This is a genomic window from Iodidimonas sp. SYSU 1G8 (genome assembly GCF_039655775.1).
Classification (GTDB): Bacteria; Pseudomonadota; Alphaproteobacteria; order SMXS01; family SMXS01; genus RI-34.
Window position 1 is genome coordinate 598,756 of sequence record NZ_JBBYXJ010000001.1, and the last position, 14,959, is coordinate 613,714.

Below are 14,959 nucleotides of genomic sequence, written 5' to 3' on the forward strand. Positions count from 1 at the left end.
ACTTCTGCCGATCATGGCGGCGCATCGGCGACATAGCCGAAATGCGCCATCAACTCGCCCGGGACGCCCTCGAACAAGCGCGCCGCGATTTCGGGCGGCAGGTCGCCGCGCCATTGTCCTGTACCGTTGAAGATCGGCTGGTTCAATTGCCAGGCGCGCAGCGCCCGATGCTCTTCGCCTTCCTGACCGCTGCCTTTGCGGCTGCCATCCGTGCCATTCCAGGTCACGGCGGTCCGGTGATAATCGAGCATGGCCGGATCGAAGGGAAGACCGATGAACCGGCACACCTCGCGGATCCGACCTTCGGTGTCTTCGGTCAAGTCCTCGTAGCGCAAGATCGTGGTGTCGGGCATCGCTTCCGCCTGGCGCGACAGCAGCGTATCGCCGACCCAGCGTTTCATGCCTTCGGCGGGATCGCCGATGCGCCGGGCGATGGAGGCGGTCACATCACGTCCGTCGCGCACCATCACCACGAAGCGCGCGCCGGGCACCGCCTGCCTGATCCGGTTCATATGGCGGATGTGCTGGGGCGTCTTCTCGACCAGCACCCGTTTGCCGGCCGCCGTGCAGTCGCGCCGCAGGTCGCGCAGGAATGGCCAGGGCGTCGTCGCCATGAATGCCTTGGTCTCCGCCATCGGCGCGTAGACCGCGGGATGCGCGGCGAGGATGCGGAGCAGGAGGCTGGTGCCGCTATGGCCGCAGCCGCAGACGAACACGACCTGATCGACCCAGGACCGGTCGCGCCAGCGCGGCGGCTCGGTCACGGCAAGAACGATCCGTTTGCCGAGAAAGCGCGCGCGGGACAGGGCATGAGAGGGCATCAGACATCCATCGAAGCCGGATCAACCGGTACGAGAGCACCGGCGGGTCCACTCTAGGGCAGAGGCTTCCTCATGGCGATGACCGAGCAAGCCGGGCGATGACAAAATCCGCGCGGGCCGCGATGGAATCCCGCGGAATTTCCAGCGGGTCGTATCCGAACGACCGGTAGGTCTTCACAAGGGTCCGATAGGCCGCGACCGCTTCGTCGAAGCCGTGGCGGCGTTCTTCGTCCGTGCGGTAGATCTCGCCCCAAGGGGGCACCATGAAGACGATGCGCCGATAGCGCAGGAGGGCCGCGGCCCTGCTCATGGGGGCGGGGGCCGGCACGCCCAGCGTGCCGTAGCCGCCGATCTGATCGATGATGCCCCTGTCGAAAAAGGCCGTCTCATTGCCCGACGCGGCGTCGATCATGTGGTTCATGGCGCGCGATATGGTCAATTCCAGGAACTTGCCCAGATCCTCCCAGGGCAGGGCATCACCACCGACGAACAGCTGCTCCTTCACGACCTGGCGCCCGGCTTCCGGGTAGCAGGCGAACCCCCGCCGCGACAGTTCGCCAAGCAGCGAGGATTTGCCGCCGCCCGAGCAACCGGAGATGACTACGAGCCTGTCCGACGCCCCCTGTACGTTGGCCGGCCGGTATGCGGTTTCATCCTTGTGCCTCATCGTCTGCTCCTTGCGGCGTCTATCCTCTTGGCAGGGTCCCCGAAAAGCGGGAACATTTTATCCCACGTTTCCCTGACGCACGGGTCCCCGTCCGTCGCTGCCGACGGATGATGGATTTGCTCGAACGACTGTTCCGACTCAGCGAGAACGGCACCTCTGTCCGGACCGAATTGCTGGCTGGTCTGACCACCTTCCTGACCATGGCCTACATCATCCTGGTCAACCCGACCATTCTGGCCGATGCCGGCATTCCCATGGCCGGCGCGGCGGCGGCGACCTGCCTGGGCGCGGCGTTTGGCTCGATCCTGATGGGACTGTTCGCCAGATCGCCCATCGCGCTGGCGCCGGGCATGGGGTTGAACGCCTATTTCACCTATACGGTGGTGCGCGGCATGGGCCTGCCGTGGGAAACGGCGCTGGGCTGCGTGTTCCTGTCGGGTCTCGCCATGCTGCTGCTCACGGTGGCCGGTCTGCGGCAGCTGATTCTCGCCGCCATTCCCCAGTCGCTCTACGCCGCGATCGCCGCCGGTATCGGCCTGTTCATCGCCTTCATCGGCCTGCACGGCGCGGGCATCGTGGTCGCCAATCCGGCGACGGCGGTCGCGCTGGGCGATCTGGCGAGCCCGAACGCCGGTCTGGCGGCGTTCGGCCTGGCGGTGACGGCCGGGCTGATGGTCTGGCGGGTGCGGGCCGCGATCATCATCGGCATTCTGGCCACCACCGCGCTGGCCTGGGCGCTGGGACTCGTCGACTTCAAGCCCGGACCCTACAGCGTCGAGGCCTTGGGCTCGACGGCGTTCAGCCTGGACATTCCCGCCGCCCTCGGCCTGGGCGGCGGCACCCTCGGCATCGCCCTAATCGAAATCGTCTTCATCTTCCTGTTCGTCGACCTGTTCGACAATCTCGGCACCCTGGTCGCGGTCAACCGGCGCGCCGGGCTGATGCGCCCGGACGGCACGATTCCCCGCCTCAGACGCGTTCTGCTGACCGATTCGGCGGCAACCATGGTCGGCGCGGTCGCCGGCACCAGTCCGGTGGTAAATTATATCGAGAGCGCGGCGGGCGTCTCGGCCGGCGGCAGGACGGGCCTGACCTCGATCACCGTGGGCGTCCTGTTCCTGCTCGCGCTGTTCGCCGCGCCCTTCGCCCAGGCGATCCCGGCGGCGGCGACGGCGCCGGCGCTGATTCTCGTCGGCGCCATGATGATGGCGCCGCTGGCCGAGGCGGATTGGAACGATCCGGCGGTGGCCATCCCGGCGTTCCTGACCCTGATCGGCATCCCGCTGACCTTTTCGATCTCCAACGGCATTGCGTTCGGCGTCATCGCCTATACGGTCCTCAAGCTGGTTCAGGGGCGGGCAGGGCGCAAGGATTGGCTGATGTTCGTGCTGGCGGCGCTGTTCCTTGCACGGTTCATCTGGTTGGGAGCGGGTTGAACGAGGCTGACAAGCAAACGCCGTCCATCGTAGTCTCGTGCCTTTCAACGGTCGTGAATGAGCATGAAATCGGTTCAGGCGACGCTTCTTTTTTCCGCGACACTCCTCGCATTGGCGATCCCCATCGAATCTCCTGGAGAGGAGGCGGTTGACGATTTTCCACCGCTCGTGGACATGTATGACGAGTCTTCCGACACCTGGAACTGGGCCGTCATCCACATCCGATGTGCCGGGGTCTACATGTTGGCCCAGGGCATCGCGGCGGCTGATCCAAGCGTGACAAACCGGTACATCGACAAAGGTCAATACCATGTCGATGCCGCGGCCTTGCACCAGAGCAGACGGCTCCAGCAGGACTACAATCAAGCGCAAGGCGAGGCGGTGGCCCGTGCGCACGAGACCGGCTACCGCTACGGCGACTTGGCCGCCGATAGATTCGATGCATGGGAAGATGTTCTCAAGGAACCGACCATCGCCAGGGATCTGAGTTTCTGCGAGGGTATCGAGGCGCCCTACAGCTACGCACCGTAAAGAAATTCATTGAACTGCGGAGCGGAGCGGTGGCCTGGCACCGTCAACAGCCTGTCTCAAGGCTGTTTGGCTGGGGGACTAGGATTCGAACCTAGACTGGCGGAGTCAGAGTCCGCTGTCCTACCGTTAGACGATCCCCCAACGAAGGCGGGCGCAACATAGGAACAGTTCGCGTGGCTGTCAACGCCTTGCACCATTCATAAAGCGAGTTACATTGGTGTGAAACCAACGCCAGTTCCGGAGCACGAGAGTCAGGTGAACCATCCAGCCGACAATCTCGCCACGCACACCGGAAACGGTGCCGGTGCAGGGCGTTGGGGGCACACCTACGCGGCGGTGGACCTGGGCACCAACAACTGCCGGCTGCTGATCGCCAAACCCGCCAATGGCGGCTTTCGTGTCATCGATTCCTTTTCGCGCATCGTCCGGCTGGGCGAGGGCGTCGCCAACAAGGGCGCGCTGTCGCGCGAGGCCATGGAGCGCACCATCGAGGCGTTGAAGGTCTGCGCCGACAAGATCGAGCGCCGCGGCGTGACCCGGCAGCGTCATGTGGCCACGGCGGCGTGCCGGGCGGCGAGCAACCACGCTGAGTTCATCGAGCAGGTCCGCGACCGCACCGGCATCGACCTGCACGTCATCACGCCCGAGGAAGAGGCACGGCTCGCCGTGTCGGGGTGCATCTCGCTGTTCGACGACGGATCCGAGTTCGCCTTCGTGTTCGACATCGGCGGCGGCAGCACCGAGCTGATCTGGGTCGCGGCCACTCCGGACCGCGCCTGCGACATCCGCGCCTGGACCTCGCTGCCCTGCGGCGTCGTGACCCTGGCCGAGATGTTCGGCGGCCGCGAGGTAACGCCGGACGTGTACCGCCGCATGGTCAAGCATGTGGAAGACATGCTGGCACCGTTCGAGGCGCAGCACCGGCTGACCGAGCGGGTCGCCTGCCACCAGGTGCAGATGATCGGCACGTCAGGGACGGTCACCACCATTGCCGGCATCCATCTCGGCCTGAAGCGGTACGACCGCAGCCGCGTCGACGGGATGTGGATCGCCCGCGAGCACATTCACGAAATTTCCCAACGCCTGACCGGCATGAGCTATGAAGAGCGCATGGCCGAGCCGTGCGTGGGTCGCGACCGGGCCGATCTGGTCGTCGCGGGCTGCGCCATTTACGAGGCGATTGCCAATATGTGGCCCTGCGCGCGCCTTCGCGTCGCGGACAGGGGCCTGCGCGAGGGACTGTTGCTGGATCTGATGATGGATGCCGACCGAGACCGGAACCGGAGCGCTCATGGCGCGTCCGCCTAGAAGCACGCGCGGCACGACGCGCGGATCGGGCGACCGGGAACTGAGCGTGCGGGTCAAGACGGCCTCGGGCCGCCGCCTGTCGTCGACCCTATGGCTGCAGCGCCAGCTGAACGACCCTTATGTGGCCGCCGCCAAGCGCGAGGGCTATCGGTCGCGCGCCGCCTACAAGCTGATCGAGCTGGACGAGAAATACGGCCTGCTGAAGAAGGGCGGCCGCATCATCGATCTGGGCGCGGCGCCGGGCGGCTGGAGTCAGGTCGCGATCAAGAAGGTCGGCCCGTCGGGCAAGGTCATCGCCATCGACAAGGACGAGTTCGACGCCATCTCGGGCGTGGAGATGGCCCAGCTGGATTTCCTCACACCGGAAGCGCCCGATGTATTGATCGCGATGGCCGGCGGACCGGTCGATCTGGTGATGAGCGACATGGCCGCCTCGAGCATCGGTCACCGCGCCACCGATCATCTGAAGATCATGGCCCTGTGCGAGGCCGCCGTGGACTTCGCGGTCACGGTGCTGGCGCCGGGCGGCAGCTTCGTCGCCAAGGTGCTGAAAGGCGGCACCGAGAACGAATTGCTCGCCATGATGCAGCGCCACTTCAAGTCCGTGCGGCACGCGAAACCCAAGGCCAGCCGGCAGGATTCCGCCGAAGCCTATGTGGTCGCGACCGGATTCAAGGGCCGTTCGGAAGGCTGATACTAGGTCTTGTACCCGAGCGGCCTCGGTGTCATATTCCGCGCCACTTCGGCGCAGGGTATCAGGAGTCCCGATGCACATTCGCGAGGCACTCACTTTCGACGACGTCCTACTCGTGCCCCGTGAATCGAGCGTCATGCCCGGCCAGGTCGACACGAGGACGCGTCTTACAAGCACGATCGAACTCGGCATCCCGCTGTTGTCCGCCGCCATGGACACGGTCACGGAAAGCCGGCTCGCCATCGCCATGGCCCAGACCGGCGGCATGGGCATCCTTCACCGCAACATGACCGCGGCCCAGCAGGCCGAGGAAGTGCGCCAGGTGAAGAAGTTCGAATCCGGCATGGTCGTCAATCCGGTGACCATCGAGCCGCATCAGCCGCTTTCCCACGCGCTGGAGCTGATGACCCGGCACCGCATCTCGGGCATTCCGGTGGTCGAGAAGGGCGGTAAGCTGGTCGGTATACTGACCAACCGCGACGTGCGCTTCGCCACCAACACCGCCCAGCCGGTCAGCGACCTGATGACCCAGAGCGTCATCACCGTGAAGGACAATGTGGGCACGGAAGAAGCCCAGCGCCTGCTGCACCAGCACCGCATCGAAAAGCTGCTGGTGGTGGACGATGCCTATCGCTGCATCGGCCTGATCACCGTGAAGGATATCGAAAAGGCCCAGCTTCACCCGAACGCCTCCAAGGACGCGAAGGGCCGCCTGCGGGTCGGTGCCGCCGTCACCGTGGGCAATGAGGGCCTGGACCGGGCCGCCGCGCTGATCGACGCGGAAGTGGACGTGATCGTCGTCGATACGGCGCATGGCCATTCCAGCCGCGTCATCGACACCGTCGCGCGCCTGAAGAAATCGGGCCAGGTGGAAGTGATCGCCGGCAACATCGCCACCGCCGACGCGGCGCGGGCGCTGATGGACGCCGGCGCCGACGCGCTGAAGGTCGGCATCGGCCCGGGCTCGATCTGCACCACCCGTATCGTCGCCGGCATCGGCGTGCCGCAGCTGACCGCGATCATGGACGTCATGAGCGTCGCCGGCAAAGGCAACATCCCGGTGATCGCCGATGGCGGCATCAAGACCTCGGGCGACGTGGCGAAGGCCATCGCCGCCGGCGCCAACTGCGTCATGGTCGGCTCGCTGCTGGCCGGCACGGAAGAAGCGCCGGGCGAGGTGTTCCTCTATCAGGGCCGCTCCTACAAGGCCTATCGCGGCATGGGCTCGGTGGGCGCCATGGCGCGCGGCTCGGCCGACCGCTACTTCCAGGAAGAAGTGAAGGACACCATGAAGCTCGTGCCGGAAGGCGTTGAGGGCCAAGTGCCTTTCAAGGGTCCGGCCGGCAATGTGGTGCACCAGCTGGTCGGCGGCCTGCGGGCCGCCATGGGCTATACCGGCGCGGCGACCGTGCCCGATCTGCAGGAGCGGGCCGAGTTCGTGCGCATCACCAACGCGGGCCTGCGCGAGAGTCATGTCCATGACGTGGTGATCACCCGCGAATCTCCCAACTATCCGGGTTCCTGAGCCGTCATGCGAGCGGGCGCACGCATCCAGGCCGCGATCGACCTGGTTGCGGCGGTCGACACCTCCACACGCGGCGGCGGCGCGGCGGCCGACGACATCCTGCGCGCCTATTTCCGCCAACGCCGCTATGCCGGCTCGAAGGACCGGCGCGAGGTCGGGACACTGCTCTATGCCGTGCTGCGCCGGCGGGGCGAGCTGGCGTGGCGGCTGGGCGAGGCGGCGTCGCCGCGTCTCATGGTGCTGCTCGAGCGTTGCCTGAGCGGCGCGGCGCCGGCGGCGCTCGATGCCGAGTTCGAGGGCGACACGCACGCGCCCGAGCCGCTGAGCGAATCGGAAACTCTCCTTATCGACAAGGCCTTGTCGGCTGATGCTGAGGCGGCGCCGGCCTGGGCGCGGCACAATTTCCCCGCCTGGATGGAGGCCTCGCTGCGGCGCCGTTTCGGCGCGCGCATGGACGAGGAGATGGACGGGATGACCGGCCGCGCTTCGGTCGATCTGCGCGTCAACACGCTGCGGGGCAAGGTCGCCGATGCCCGCGCCGCGCTGCCGCAGGCCGTGCCGACGCCGTGGATCTCCACCGGCCTTCGGCTGGAGCAGGATGGAGATATCTCCAGCGATCCTCTGTATTTGGGCGGCTATGTGGAAGTGCAGGATGAAGGCTCGCAGATCGCGGCGCATCTGTGCGGCGCGCGCCGGAGCATGCAGGTGATCGACTTCTGCGCCGGCGCCGGCGGCAAGACGCTGGCGCTGGCCGCCGCCATGGGCAACACGGGCCAGATCTATGCCCATGACAGCGACGCGCGCCGGCTGGAGCGGCTGCGGCCCCGCGCCAAGCGGGCCGATGCGCGCACCATCCAGTATGTGGACCGGGCCGACCGGCTGCCCGCCGCCGCCGACCGCGTGATCCTCGACGTGCCGTGCAGCGGCACCGGCACGTGGCGGCGCAATCCGGAGGCGCGCTGGCGCCTGACGCCGGAGCGGCTGGACGAGGTGACCGCGCTGCAGGACTCGCTGCTCGATGCGGGCGCGGCGCTGGTGGGTAAGGGCGGCCAGTTGGTCTACATCACCTGTTCGCTGCTGCCCGAGGAAGGCGAGGACCGGATCGCCGCGTTCCTGGCCCGCGCGCCCGGGTTTTCCGCCTTGCCCTACACGGTCAACTGGACGGACGAAGGGCCAGTGCCGTATACGCTTTCGCACATTCCGGAATATCTGGTTCTCAGCCCCGCAAGCCATCAAACGGACGGGTTTTTCGTCGCCGTCCTGGAACGCAAGGAATAGGGTCCGCCCCATGACAGAACATGTCCTGATCGTCGATTTCGGGTCGCAGGTGACGCAGCTGATCGCCCGGCGCGTGCGCGAGGTGGGCGTGTATTGCGAGGTGGTGCCGTTCAACAAGGTCGATGGCATGATCGACGCCTTCGATCCCAAGGGCATCATCCTGTCCGGCGGCCCGGCCAGCGTCATCGAGGCCGACACGCCGCGCATTCCCCAGTCGGTGCTGCAGCGGGGCGTGCCGATCATGGGCATCTGCTATGGCGAGCAGGCGCTGTGCGCGCAGCTCGGCGGGTCGGTGGAGAAGGCCGATCACCGGGAGTTCGGCCGCGCCTTCCTCGACATCAAGGAAAACTGCGCCCTGTTCGACGGCGTCTGGGCGCCGGGCGAGCGGCACCAGGTGTGGATGAGCCATGGCGACCGGGTGGATTCCATCCCCGAGGGCTTTCGCATCGTCGCCGTCAGCGATGGCGCGCCCTTCGCCGCCATCGCCGACGAGGCGCGCCGCATCTATGCCGTGCAGTTCCACCCGGAAGTGATCCACACGCCCGATGGCGGCAAGCTGCTGAAGAACTTCGTGCTGAACATCGCCGGCTGCGTCGCCAGTTGGTCCATGGCCGCGTTCCGCGAGACCAAGATCGCCGAAGTGCGCGCCCAGGTCGGCGACGGCAAGGTGATCTGCGGCCTGTCGGGCGGCGTGGACAGCTCGGTGCTGGCCGTGCTGCTGCACGAGGCGCTTGGCGACCAGCTGACCTGCGTGTTCGTCGATCACGGCCTGCTGCGCGCCGACGAGGCCGAACAGGTGGTCAGCCTGTTCCGTGGCCATTACAACATCCCGCTGGTGCATGTGGATGCGGGGCCGCTGTTCCTCGGCAAGCTGGAGGGCGTGTCCGACCCGGAACAGAAGCGCAAGATCATCGGCGCCACCTTCATCGACGTGTTCGAGGCCGAGGCCAAGAAGGTGGGCGGCGCCCGCTTCCTCGCCCAGGGCACGCTCTATCCCGATGTGATCGAAAGCGTCTCCTACAGCGGCGGCCCGAGCGTGACCATCAAGTCGCACCACAATGTCGGCGGCCTGCCGGCGCGCATGAACATGGCACTGGTCGAGCCGCTGCGCGAGCTGTTCAAGGACGAGGTGCGGGTGCTGGGCCGCGAACTGGGCCTGCCCGAGACGCTGGTGGACCGCCACCCGTTCCCCGGCCCGGGCCTCGCCATCCGCATTCCTGGCGCCATCGAGGAAGACAAGATCCGCATCCTGCAGAAGGCCGACAAGATCTATCTGGAGGAAATCCGCCGCGCCGGCCTCTACGACGCCATCTGGCAGGCCTTCGCCGTGCTGCTGCCGGTGCGCACCGTGGGCGTGATGGGCGACGAGCGGACCTATGACTATGTGTGCGCGCTGCGCGCGGTGACCTCGGTGGACGGCATGACGGCGGACTACTATCCGTTCGACCACGAGTTCCTGGGCCGGGTGTCGAGCCGCATCATCAACGAGGTGCGGGGGATTAACCGGGTCGTCTACGACGTGACGTCGAAGCCGCCGGGGACGATCGAGTGGGAGTGAGGTTTTCAGCTTTAGGTAGATAGCCCTTGAGCAAGAAACAACCTTGGATGGATCATTTTCGGATCCAATCTATTACAGAATTAGATTTTGTAATTGGTGAGGAGTTAGGTATACCCGTAGGAATGCCGAGAAAAAGCGACCCGGCTTTTCGTAGACGTATCGCAGCTGCGGCAGTTTCCTATCAGTTACTTCTTAAATCGATAGATTACGCGTCAAAAAAATATATTCCTGAAGATTTGTATGAAGAAGATAAAAATTATTTAGGCGACTTAATAAGTGATTATCTAAAAGAAAGTGCCGAAATACTACAAATCGAGTTAAAAAATTTTCACGGTGCTGGAGATGAGACATTTGGGGTAATCGGGACGGAGATTACACTTTTTAAGATCCCTGATACCTTTGATGTGGCTAGAATGCTCGCCAATCGAGGATTGTTGATTGAAGTGCTGCCTATCCTTCGGTTGTGCCTAGAAATGGGCGCATGGGCCAAAACGGCGTTCATCACTACGGACGAGCATAAAGTTGTTGCGTTGAAGGCCAACAATTGCATCCAAAAACTTAAATTAATATATCCGCCTATTGGGAAAATATATGGCTATCTATCGAACTTTACCCATTGGGGCTATATTGTGCATAAGGAATTTTTGTTATTTGAGGATGAAAAGGCTGCCGTGTTACATGCATCTGTTACCTATCGCGCACAATCCCTAGCGCTCTGCCTTCTTGTGCTAGACGTCCTTCTAGAGGTGATTCGAGACATTTACGGAGAGAATAGTAGTGACCTCATCCGGAAAATCCAGGGCAGCTCCGATGAAGTTGCCTCAAGAAACACTCGGGCACTCATTGCGAGCATGGTTGAGTTGTGTGAAATTGATGAACTCAGGAGAATACAGCTCTTTTTCAAGTAAGTTTTCCTGATAGCTGGTTGCCCTCGGCGTCTATAGTGTTGAGCTTAGCGTGCTGGTCGTCGTTCTGGTAGCTTTGTGAACCGATCCAAGCTTAGCCAGGAGCAGAACTGACCGAAGTTGTGGGGGCGCTGGTGGCGCACGCGGTCGAAGCGTTCCGCTTCCCATCAGCTTCCTTCCTTCGCCATCTCCCGGGCCAGGGCGATGAAGGTCTTGAAGGCGGCGGAGGGGTGGCGGCGGCCGGGGTAGTAGAGGCTCAGGGGCGCGAGCGGCGGTGTCCAGTCGGTGAGGACGCGCTCCAGACGTCCGGCCGCGATGTCCTCGCGCACGTCCGATTCCATGAAGAAGCCGATGCCCATGCCGTCCAGCACGGCGATGCGGGCGAGGCTGGCTTCGTCCAGGGTGATGCGGCCGGTGACGTCGACCTGCACCGGCTGGCCGTCCTTTTCGAACTGCCAGCGATAGAGCGCCCCGTTCGGGAGCCGGATGCGGATGCAGGCATGGCCGAGCAGGTCCGGCGGCACGCGCGGCCGCTCGTGCGCCTGGAAGTAGGCGGGCGCGGCGACCACGGCGTTGCGCCGGGGCGGACCCAGGGGCAGGGCGATCATGTCGCTGGGTACCAGGTCCGCGCTCCGGACGCCGAAATCGAAGCCATCGGCGACGATGTCGACCAGCCGCCCCTCGGTGACCAGATCGACGTGAACCCTCGGGTAGAGCCGCAGGAAACGCAGCACGAGGGGCGAGATGATCTCGCGCGCGGCGGTGGGGAACGCATTGATGCGCAGCGTGCCGGACGGCGTTTCCTGCTGCGAGCGGGCGGCGTTCATCGCCTCGTGGATGTCGTGCAGGGCCGGGCCGATCCGGGCGACGAAGTCCCGCCCGGCGTCGGTCAGCGATACGCTGCGGGTGGTGCGGTTGAACAGGCGCACGCCCAGCTGCTGCTCCAGCTTGCCGATCACATTGCTGAGCGCGGTCGTCGACAGCCCCAGCTCGAGCGCCGCGGCGCGGAAGGAACCGCGCCGCGCGATGGCGAGCACCGCATCGAGATCGATCAGGCCGTGCCTGGACATTATCCCGCCAATCGCAACACTTTATCCCGATTTGTCCCAATTATCGCCGCAAAAGTCCAGGGGTAGAGTGTCCGTGCCTCAACCATGCCGAGGCATCCCAGGCACTGGACACAACGGAGACGAATGATGGCGATCACTCTACCGGCGGTAATTTCGGACTACTTCGCGGCCGACAAGGGCAGGAACCCGCAATCGGTCGCCGCATGCTTCACCGACGCGGCTGTCGTGACGGACGAGGGGAATACCTACAGCGGGCGCGAGGCGATCCGGCAGTGGATGGCCGACTCCTCGACGCAATACACCTACACGGTCGAGCCGTTCGCGCTCGCCGAAGAGGGCGAACGGGTGGTCGTCACCAGCCATCTGGAGGGGAACTTCCCGGGCAGTCCGGTGGATCTGCGGTATTTCTTCGTCCTGGAGGGCGGCCGGATCGCGGCGCTGGAGATCATCCCGTGAGGCCGTTCCTCACCCTTGAAGGTAAGCGCGCGCTGGTCACCTCCGGCACGCGCGGCGCGGGCGCCGCGACCGTGGCCCTGTTCCGGGAACTGGGCGCCCAGGTCCTGACGACGGCGAGGACACGGCCGGACACGATCCCTGCCTCGGACTTCGTGCGCGCGGACCTCACGCGGGCCGAGGACTGCGAGGCGCTGGTCGCGGCGGTGGCCGAGCGGCTGGGCGGGGTGGACATCATCGTTCACATGCTCGGCGGCTCGTCGGCGCCGGCGGGCGGGTTTGCCGCGCTCGGCGATGACGAATGGCGCAGGGAGCTGGACCTCAACCTGATGCCCGCGGTCCGGCTCGACCGCGGGCTTGTGCCGGGAATGGTGGCGCGCGGGCAGGGCGCGGTCATTCACGTGACGTCGATCCAGCGGGTGTTGCCGCTGCCGGAGGCGACCACGGCCTATGCCGCGGCGAAAGCGGCGCTGTCCACCTACAGCAAGAGCCTGTCGAAAGAGGTCTCGCCGCACGGAGTGCGGGTGGTGAGGGTATCGCCCGGCTGGATCGATACCGAGGCATCCAAGGACCTGGCGATGCGGCTGGCGGCGGAGCACGGCGTGGATGTGGAGCAGGGCAAGCGGATGATCATGAACTCGCTGGGCGGCATCCCGATCGGCCGGCCCTCGACGCCGGAGGAGGTGGCCAGCCTGATCGCGTTCCTCGCGTCCGACCGGGCCGGGACCATCACCGGGACCGAGTATGTGATCGATGGCGGTACGGTGCCGACGGTGTGAGGGCGTCGAAGAATTTCCGCTAGGAGGCAACGACCCTTCTCAATGACGCCTCGATCTGCCCGCCGCACCACGCCGCGCCGTAATCCTGCCGCGTCTTTTCGGCCAGATCGGCCAGCGGCGGCAGGGCCGCGACGCGGCGGGTAAGGGCGGCGGTCACCGGGGCGGTATCATCGAGAATCTCGCCGATGCGGGGGAAACGCTCGGTCATCGTCGACCACAGCGTGGCGGTGACGATGTCGGCGATGCCGGGCGCGGCGCCGCCGAGCAGGTAGCCGCTGTATGGCTTCAGGCCGTGACGGCGGCCGGTGTCTTCCCACAGGCGCATCCATTTCCGCAGGCGCGGCACGAAGTCGCGCCAGCGCTCGGGCGTCCACATCTGACGGCCGCCGTCCAGGGTCAGCTCATCGATCAGGTCGTTGGCATCGCATACGCTCTTCAGGGCGAGGGCGCGCATGGCAGGCTCGGGAGGCAGGAGGGCCAGCGTCTCGCCCAGATAGAGGAGGATGGCAGGCATCTGGGCGATGGCGGCGCCGGTCCCGTTGTCGACAAGCAGGGGCGGTCCCATGAAGGGCACGGGCATGTCGGCCAGTTCGCCCTCCATCAGGGCGGAAATCGCCGCGTCGCCGGCTTCGTTCCAGCTCTTGCCGGCATGGGCGAGCACGGCGCGCACGAACTGGCCGCGAAACGGCACGGACCAGTAGTAAAGGGTATAGTCGGACATGTCGGCGGCTCCCGGCAAGAGGAGATCGGCGCGTTGGCCATGGGTAGGAGGTGAGGGCCGTCGGTACGCCGTGCAAGGCGGTGCATGCTTTGGGGACCCAAGTGTCCGCAGCGGTGGCTTGAAGCGGCCGTCAATCTGCACTATGTTGAACATTGAGACAATTTGTTCAACAGGGGGTGAAGCTCAATGTCCAAAAAACCTTCCGCGTCCGCGGCTGATCCGTCCCGCGTCGATGCCGTGCTCCGCGCGGCGGAAAGGTCCGGACTGCTGGGCGAGAAGCGGGGGCGTATCGGCGGCCGTGTCAGCCCGGCGCTGGTGGCTCACGCCAAGCAACGGACGGGCATTGAGGCCGATACCGACCTGATCGAGTTCGCGCTGGCAAACATTGCCCTCGACGAAGGCTTCGCCGAGGTCTTTCGGAAGGCGCGCGGACAGGTAGACCCGGACCTCGATCTCGGCTTCTGACGTGTCCGCCTTCGATTTCGATGCCGCCCGACGATGGGCGCGCCTCGATCCGAGCCGAACACTAGCCCGGCGTCCGGATCGGGAACTGCCGTTTATCGATGATGCCGATGCGGGCGGCGCTGCGCTGCTGCTCGACACCTGCGTCTATATCGATCAGATGCAGGACCGCACGCCGCCGCGCATAGACGAGGTCATCGCGGTTCGGCAGGTCAATCACTCCACCGTCGCCATCCAGGAACTGATGCACACGGTCGGTGTCCTGAGTCCCGCTGATCCGCGTAGCGCCGCCGCCATCGCTGAAATAAGGCGGCAGATTCGGGCCATGCCAGCGCACCGAGTCTTTACGCCGGATCCGGACGTGCTGGGCCGCGCTGCGCTGCTATCCGGCATGCTGTGCCGCCTCCAGGGCTATACCGCCGATGCGCGGATGCGCGCACTGATGGACTGCACCTTGTTCCTCCAGGCCCGAAAACTGGGACTTGCCGTGCTGACGGCCAACATCGGCGACTTCGACCTGCTGCTTCAACTCGTGTCCTCCGGCTCTGTCCTGTTCTACCGAAGAACGTAAGGCTGGTTCGCAACACGCCTCAGCGGGCCTCTACTCTTTTCGGCAGGGATGATAGACCGATCTCCCGCAGGAGGTCACAAGCAGCGTCATATGACATTCAACAGCTACCTTTGACGGGCGAACCAGTTCTTGCGACGGTTCATTGTTTCACCGAGCGCAACAATGAAATGCCGACGACAG

Annotated in this window: 16 protein-coding genes and 1 tRNA gene; 12 read left to right on the forward strand and 5 right to left on the reverse strand. The window is 65.1% G+C overall.

Annotated features, from left to right (window positions below; all coding sequences use genetic code 11):
• Nucleotides 1-11: 11 nt before the first annotated feature.
• Nucleotides 12-821 carry a sulfotransferase gene (locus tag WJU17_RS02970; protein WP_346325853.1) on the reverse strand — a complete coding sequence of 270 codons (810 nt, stop codon included), beginning with the start codon at nt 819-821 and terminating at the stop codon, nt 12-14.
• A 70-nt stretch (nt 822-891) separates the two neighbouring features.
• Nucleotides 892-1,488 (reverse strand): AAA family ATPase, encoded by a 597-nt coding sequence (locus WJU17_RS02975; RefSeq protein ID WP_346325854.1) that lies wholly within the window; start codon nt 1,486-1,488, stop codon nt 892-894.
• Between the two features lie 110 nt (nt 1,489-1,598).
• Between WJU17_RS02975 and WJU17_RS02980 the strand changes: the two genes are divergently transcribed.
• Together WJU17_RS02980 and WJU17_RS02985 are read left to right on the forward strand one after the other, a co-directional pair.
• Nucleotides 1,599-2,924: an NCS2 family permease gene (locus WJU17_RS02980; RefSeq protein WP_346325855.1), complete on the forward strand. Its 1,326-nt coding sequence runs from the start codon at nt 1,599-1,601 to the stop codon at nt 2,922-2,924.
• Nucleotides 2,925-2,987: 63 nt separating this feature from the next.
• On the forward strand, nt 2,988-3,455 hold the full coding sequence (locus tag WJU17_RS02985; protein WP_346325856.1) for a hypothetical protein: 468 nt from the start codon (nt 2,988-2,990) through the stop codon (nt 3,453-3,455).
• Nucleotides 3,456-3,522: 67 nt separating this feature from the next.
• On the opposite strand, the gene WJU17_RS02990 is transcribed toward WJU17_RS02985, so the two are convergent.
• Nucleotides 3,523-3,596, reverse strand: a tRNA-Gln gene (locus WJU17_RS02990).
• 114 nt (nt 3,597-3,710) lie between these two features.
• On the opposite strand from WJU17_RS02990, the gene WJU17_RS02995 reads away from it, so the two are divergent.
• The 6 genes from WJU17_RS02995 (at nt 3,711) to WJU17_RS03020 (ending at nt 10,726) form a co-directional block, all read left to right on the forward strand.
• Nucleotides 3,711-4,763: a Ppx/GppA phosphatase family protein gene (locus tag WJU17_RS02995; protein WP_346325857.1), complete on the forward strand. Its 1,053-nt coding sequence runs from the start codon at nt 3,711-3,713 to the stop codon at nt 4,761-4,763.
• Nucleotides 4,747-5,457 carry an RlmE family RNA methyltransferase gene (locus WJU17_RS03000; RefSeq protein WP_346325858.1) on the forward strand — a complete coding sequence of 237 codons (711 nt, stop codon included), beginning with the start codon at nt 4,747-4,749 and terminating at the stop codon, nt 5,455-5,457. The genes WJU17_RS02995 and WJU17_RS03000 overlap by 17 nt, the downstream gene beginning before the upstream one ends.
• A gap of 73 nt (nt 5,458-5,530) precedes the next feature.
• Nucleotides 5,531-6,982, forward strand: a complete 1,452-nt coding sequence (gene guaB / locus WJU17_RS03005; RefSeq protein ID WP_346325859.1) for an IMP dehydrogenase — start codon at nt 5,531-5,533, stop codon at nt 6,980-6,982.
• A gap of 6 nt (nt 6,983-6,988) precedes the next feature.
• On the forward strand, nt 6,989-8,260 hold the full coding sequence (locus WJU17_RS03010; RefSeq protein ID WP_346325860.1) for an RsmB/NOP family class I SAM-dependent RNA methyltransferase: 1,272 nt from the start codon (nt 6,989-6,991) through the stop codon (nt 8,258-8,260).
• A 10-nt stretch (nt 8,261-8,270) separates the two neighbouring features.
• Complete coding sequence (gene guaA, locus WJU17_RS03015) at nt 8,271-9,818, forward strand: glutamine-hydrolyzing GMP synthase (protein WP_346325861.1); 1,548 nt, start codon at nt 8,271-8,273, stop codon at nt 9,816-9,818.
• Nucleotides 9,819-9,844: 26 nt separating this feature from the next.
• On the forward strand, nt 9,845-10,726 hold the full coding sequence (locus tag WJU17_RS03020; RefSeq protein WP_346325862.1) for a hypothetical protein: 882 nt from the start codon (nt 9,845-9,847) through the stop codon (nt 10,724-10,726).
• Between the two features lie 164 nt (nt 10,727-10,890).
• Here WJU17_RS03020 and WJU17_RS03025 read toward each other — a convergent pair whose 3' ends face one another.
• Nucleotides 10,891-11,793, reverse strand: a complete 903-nt coding sequence (locus tag WJU17_RS03025) for a LysR family transcriptional regulator (protein WP_346325863.1) — start codon at nt 11,791-11,793, stop codon at nt 10,891-10,893.
• A gap of 126 nt (nt 11,794-11,919) precedes the next feature.
• On the opposite strand from WJU17_RS03025, the gene WJU17_RS03030 reads away from it, so the two are divergent.
• Together WJU17_RS03030 and WJU17_RS03035 are read left to right on the forward strand one after the other, a co-directional pair.
• Nucleotides 11,920-12,249 carry a nuclear transport factor 2 family protein gene (locus tag WJU17_RS03030; RefSeq protein WP_346327382.1) on the forward strand — a complete coding sequence of 110 codons (330 nt, stop codon included), beginning with the start codon at nt 11,920-11,922 and terminating at the stop codon, nt 12,247-12,249.
• Nucleotides 12,246-13,025: an SDR family oxidoreductase gene (locus WJU17_RS03035; protein ID WP_346325864.1), complete on the forward strand. Its 780-nt coding sequence runs from the start codon at nt 12,246-12,248 to the stop codon at nt 13,023-13,025. The genes WJU17_RS03030 and WJU17_RS03035 overlap by 4 nt, the downstream gene beginning before the upstream one ends.
• Before the next feature lie 19 nt (nt 13,026-13,044).
• On the opposite strand, the gene WJU17_RS03040 is transcribed toward WJU17_RS03035, so the two are convergent.
• On the reverse strand, nt 13,045-13,746 hold the full coding sequence (locus tag WJU17_RS03040; RefSeq protein ID WP_346325865.1) for a glutathione S-transferase: 702 nt from the start codon (nt 13,744-13,746) through the stop codon (nt 13,045-13,047).
• Nucleotides 13,747-13,932: 186 nt separating this feature from the next.
• Here WJU17_RS03040 and WJU17_RS03045 point away from each other — a divergent pair, with 186 nt between their 5' ends.
• Nucleotides 13,933-14,211 carry a hypothetical protein gene (locus WJU17_RS03045; RefSeq protein WP_346325866.1) on the forward strand — a complete coding sequence of 93 codons (279 nt, stop codon included), beginning with the start codon at nt 13,933-13,935 and terminating at the stop codon, nt 14,209-14,211.
• Nucleotide 14,212: 1 nt separating this feature from the next.
• Nucleotides 14,213-14,779 carry a DNA-binding protein gene (locus tag WJU17_RS03050; protein WP_346325867.1) on the forward strand — a complete coding sequence of 189 codons (567 nt, stop codon included), beginning with the start codon at nt 14,213-14,215 and terminating at the stop codon, nt 14,777-14,779.
• The last annotated feature ends 180 nt before the right edge of the window (nt 14,780-14,959 follow it).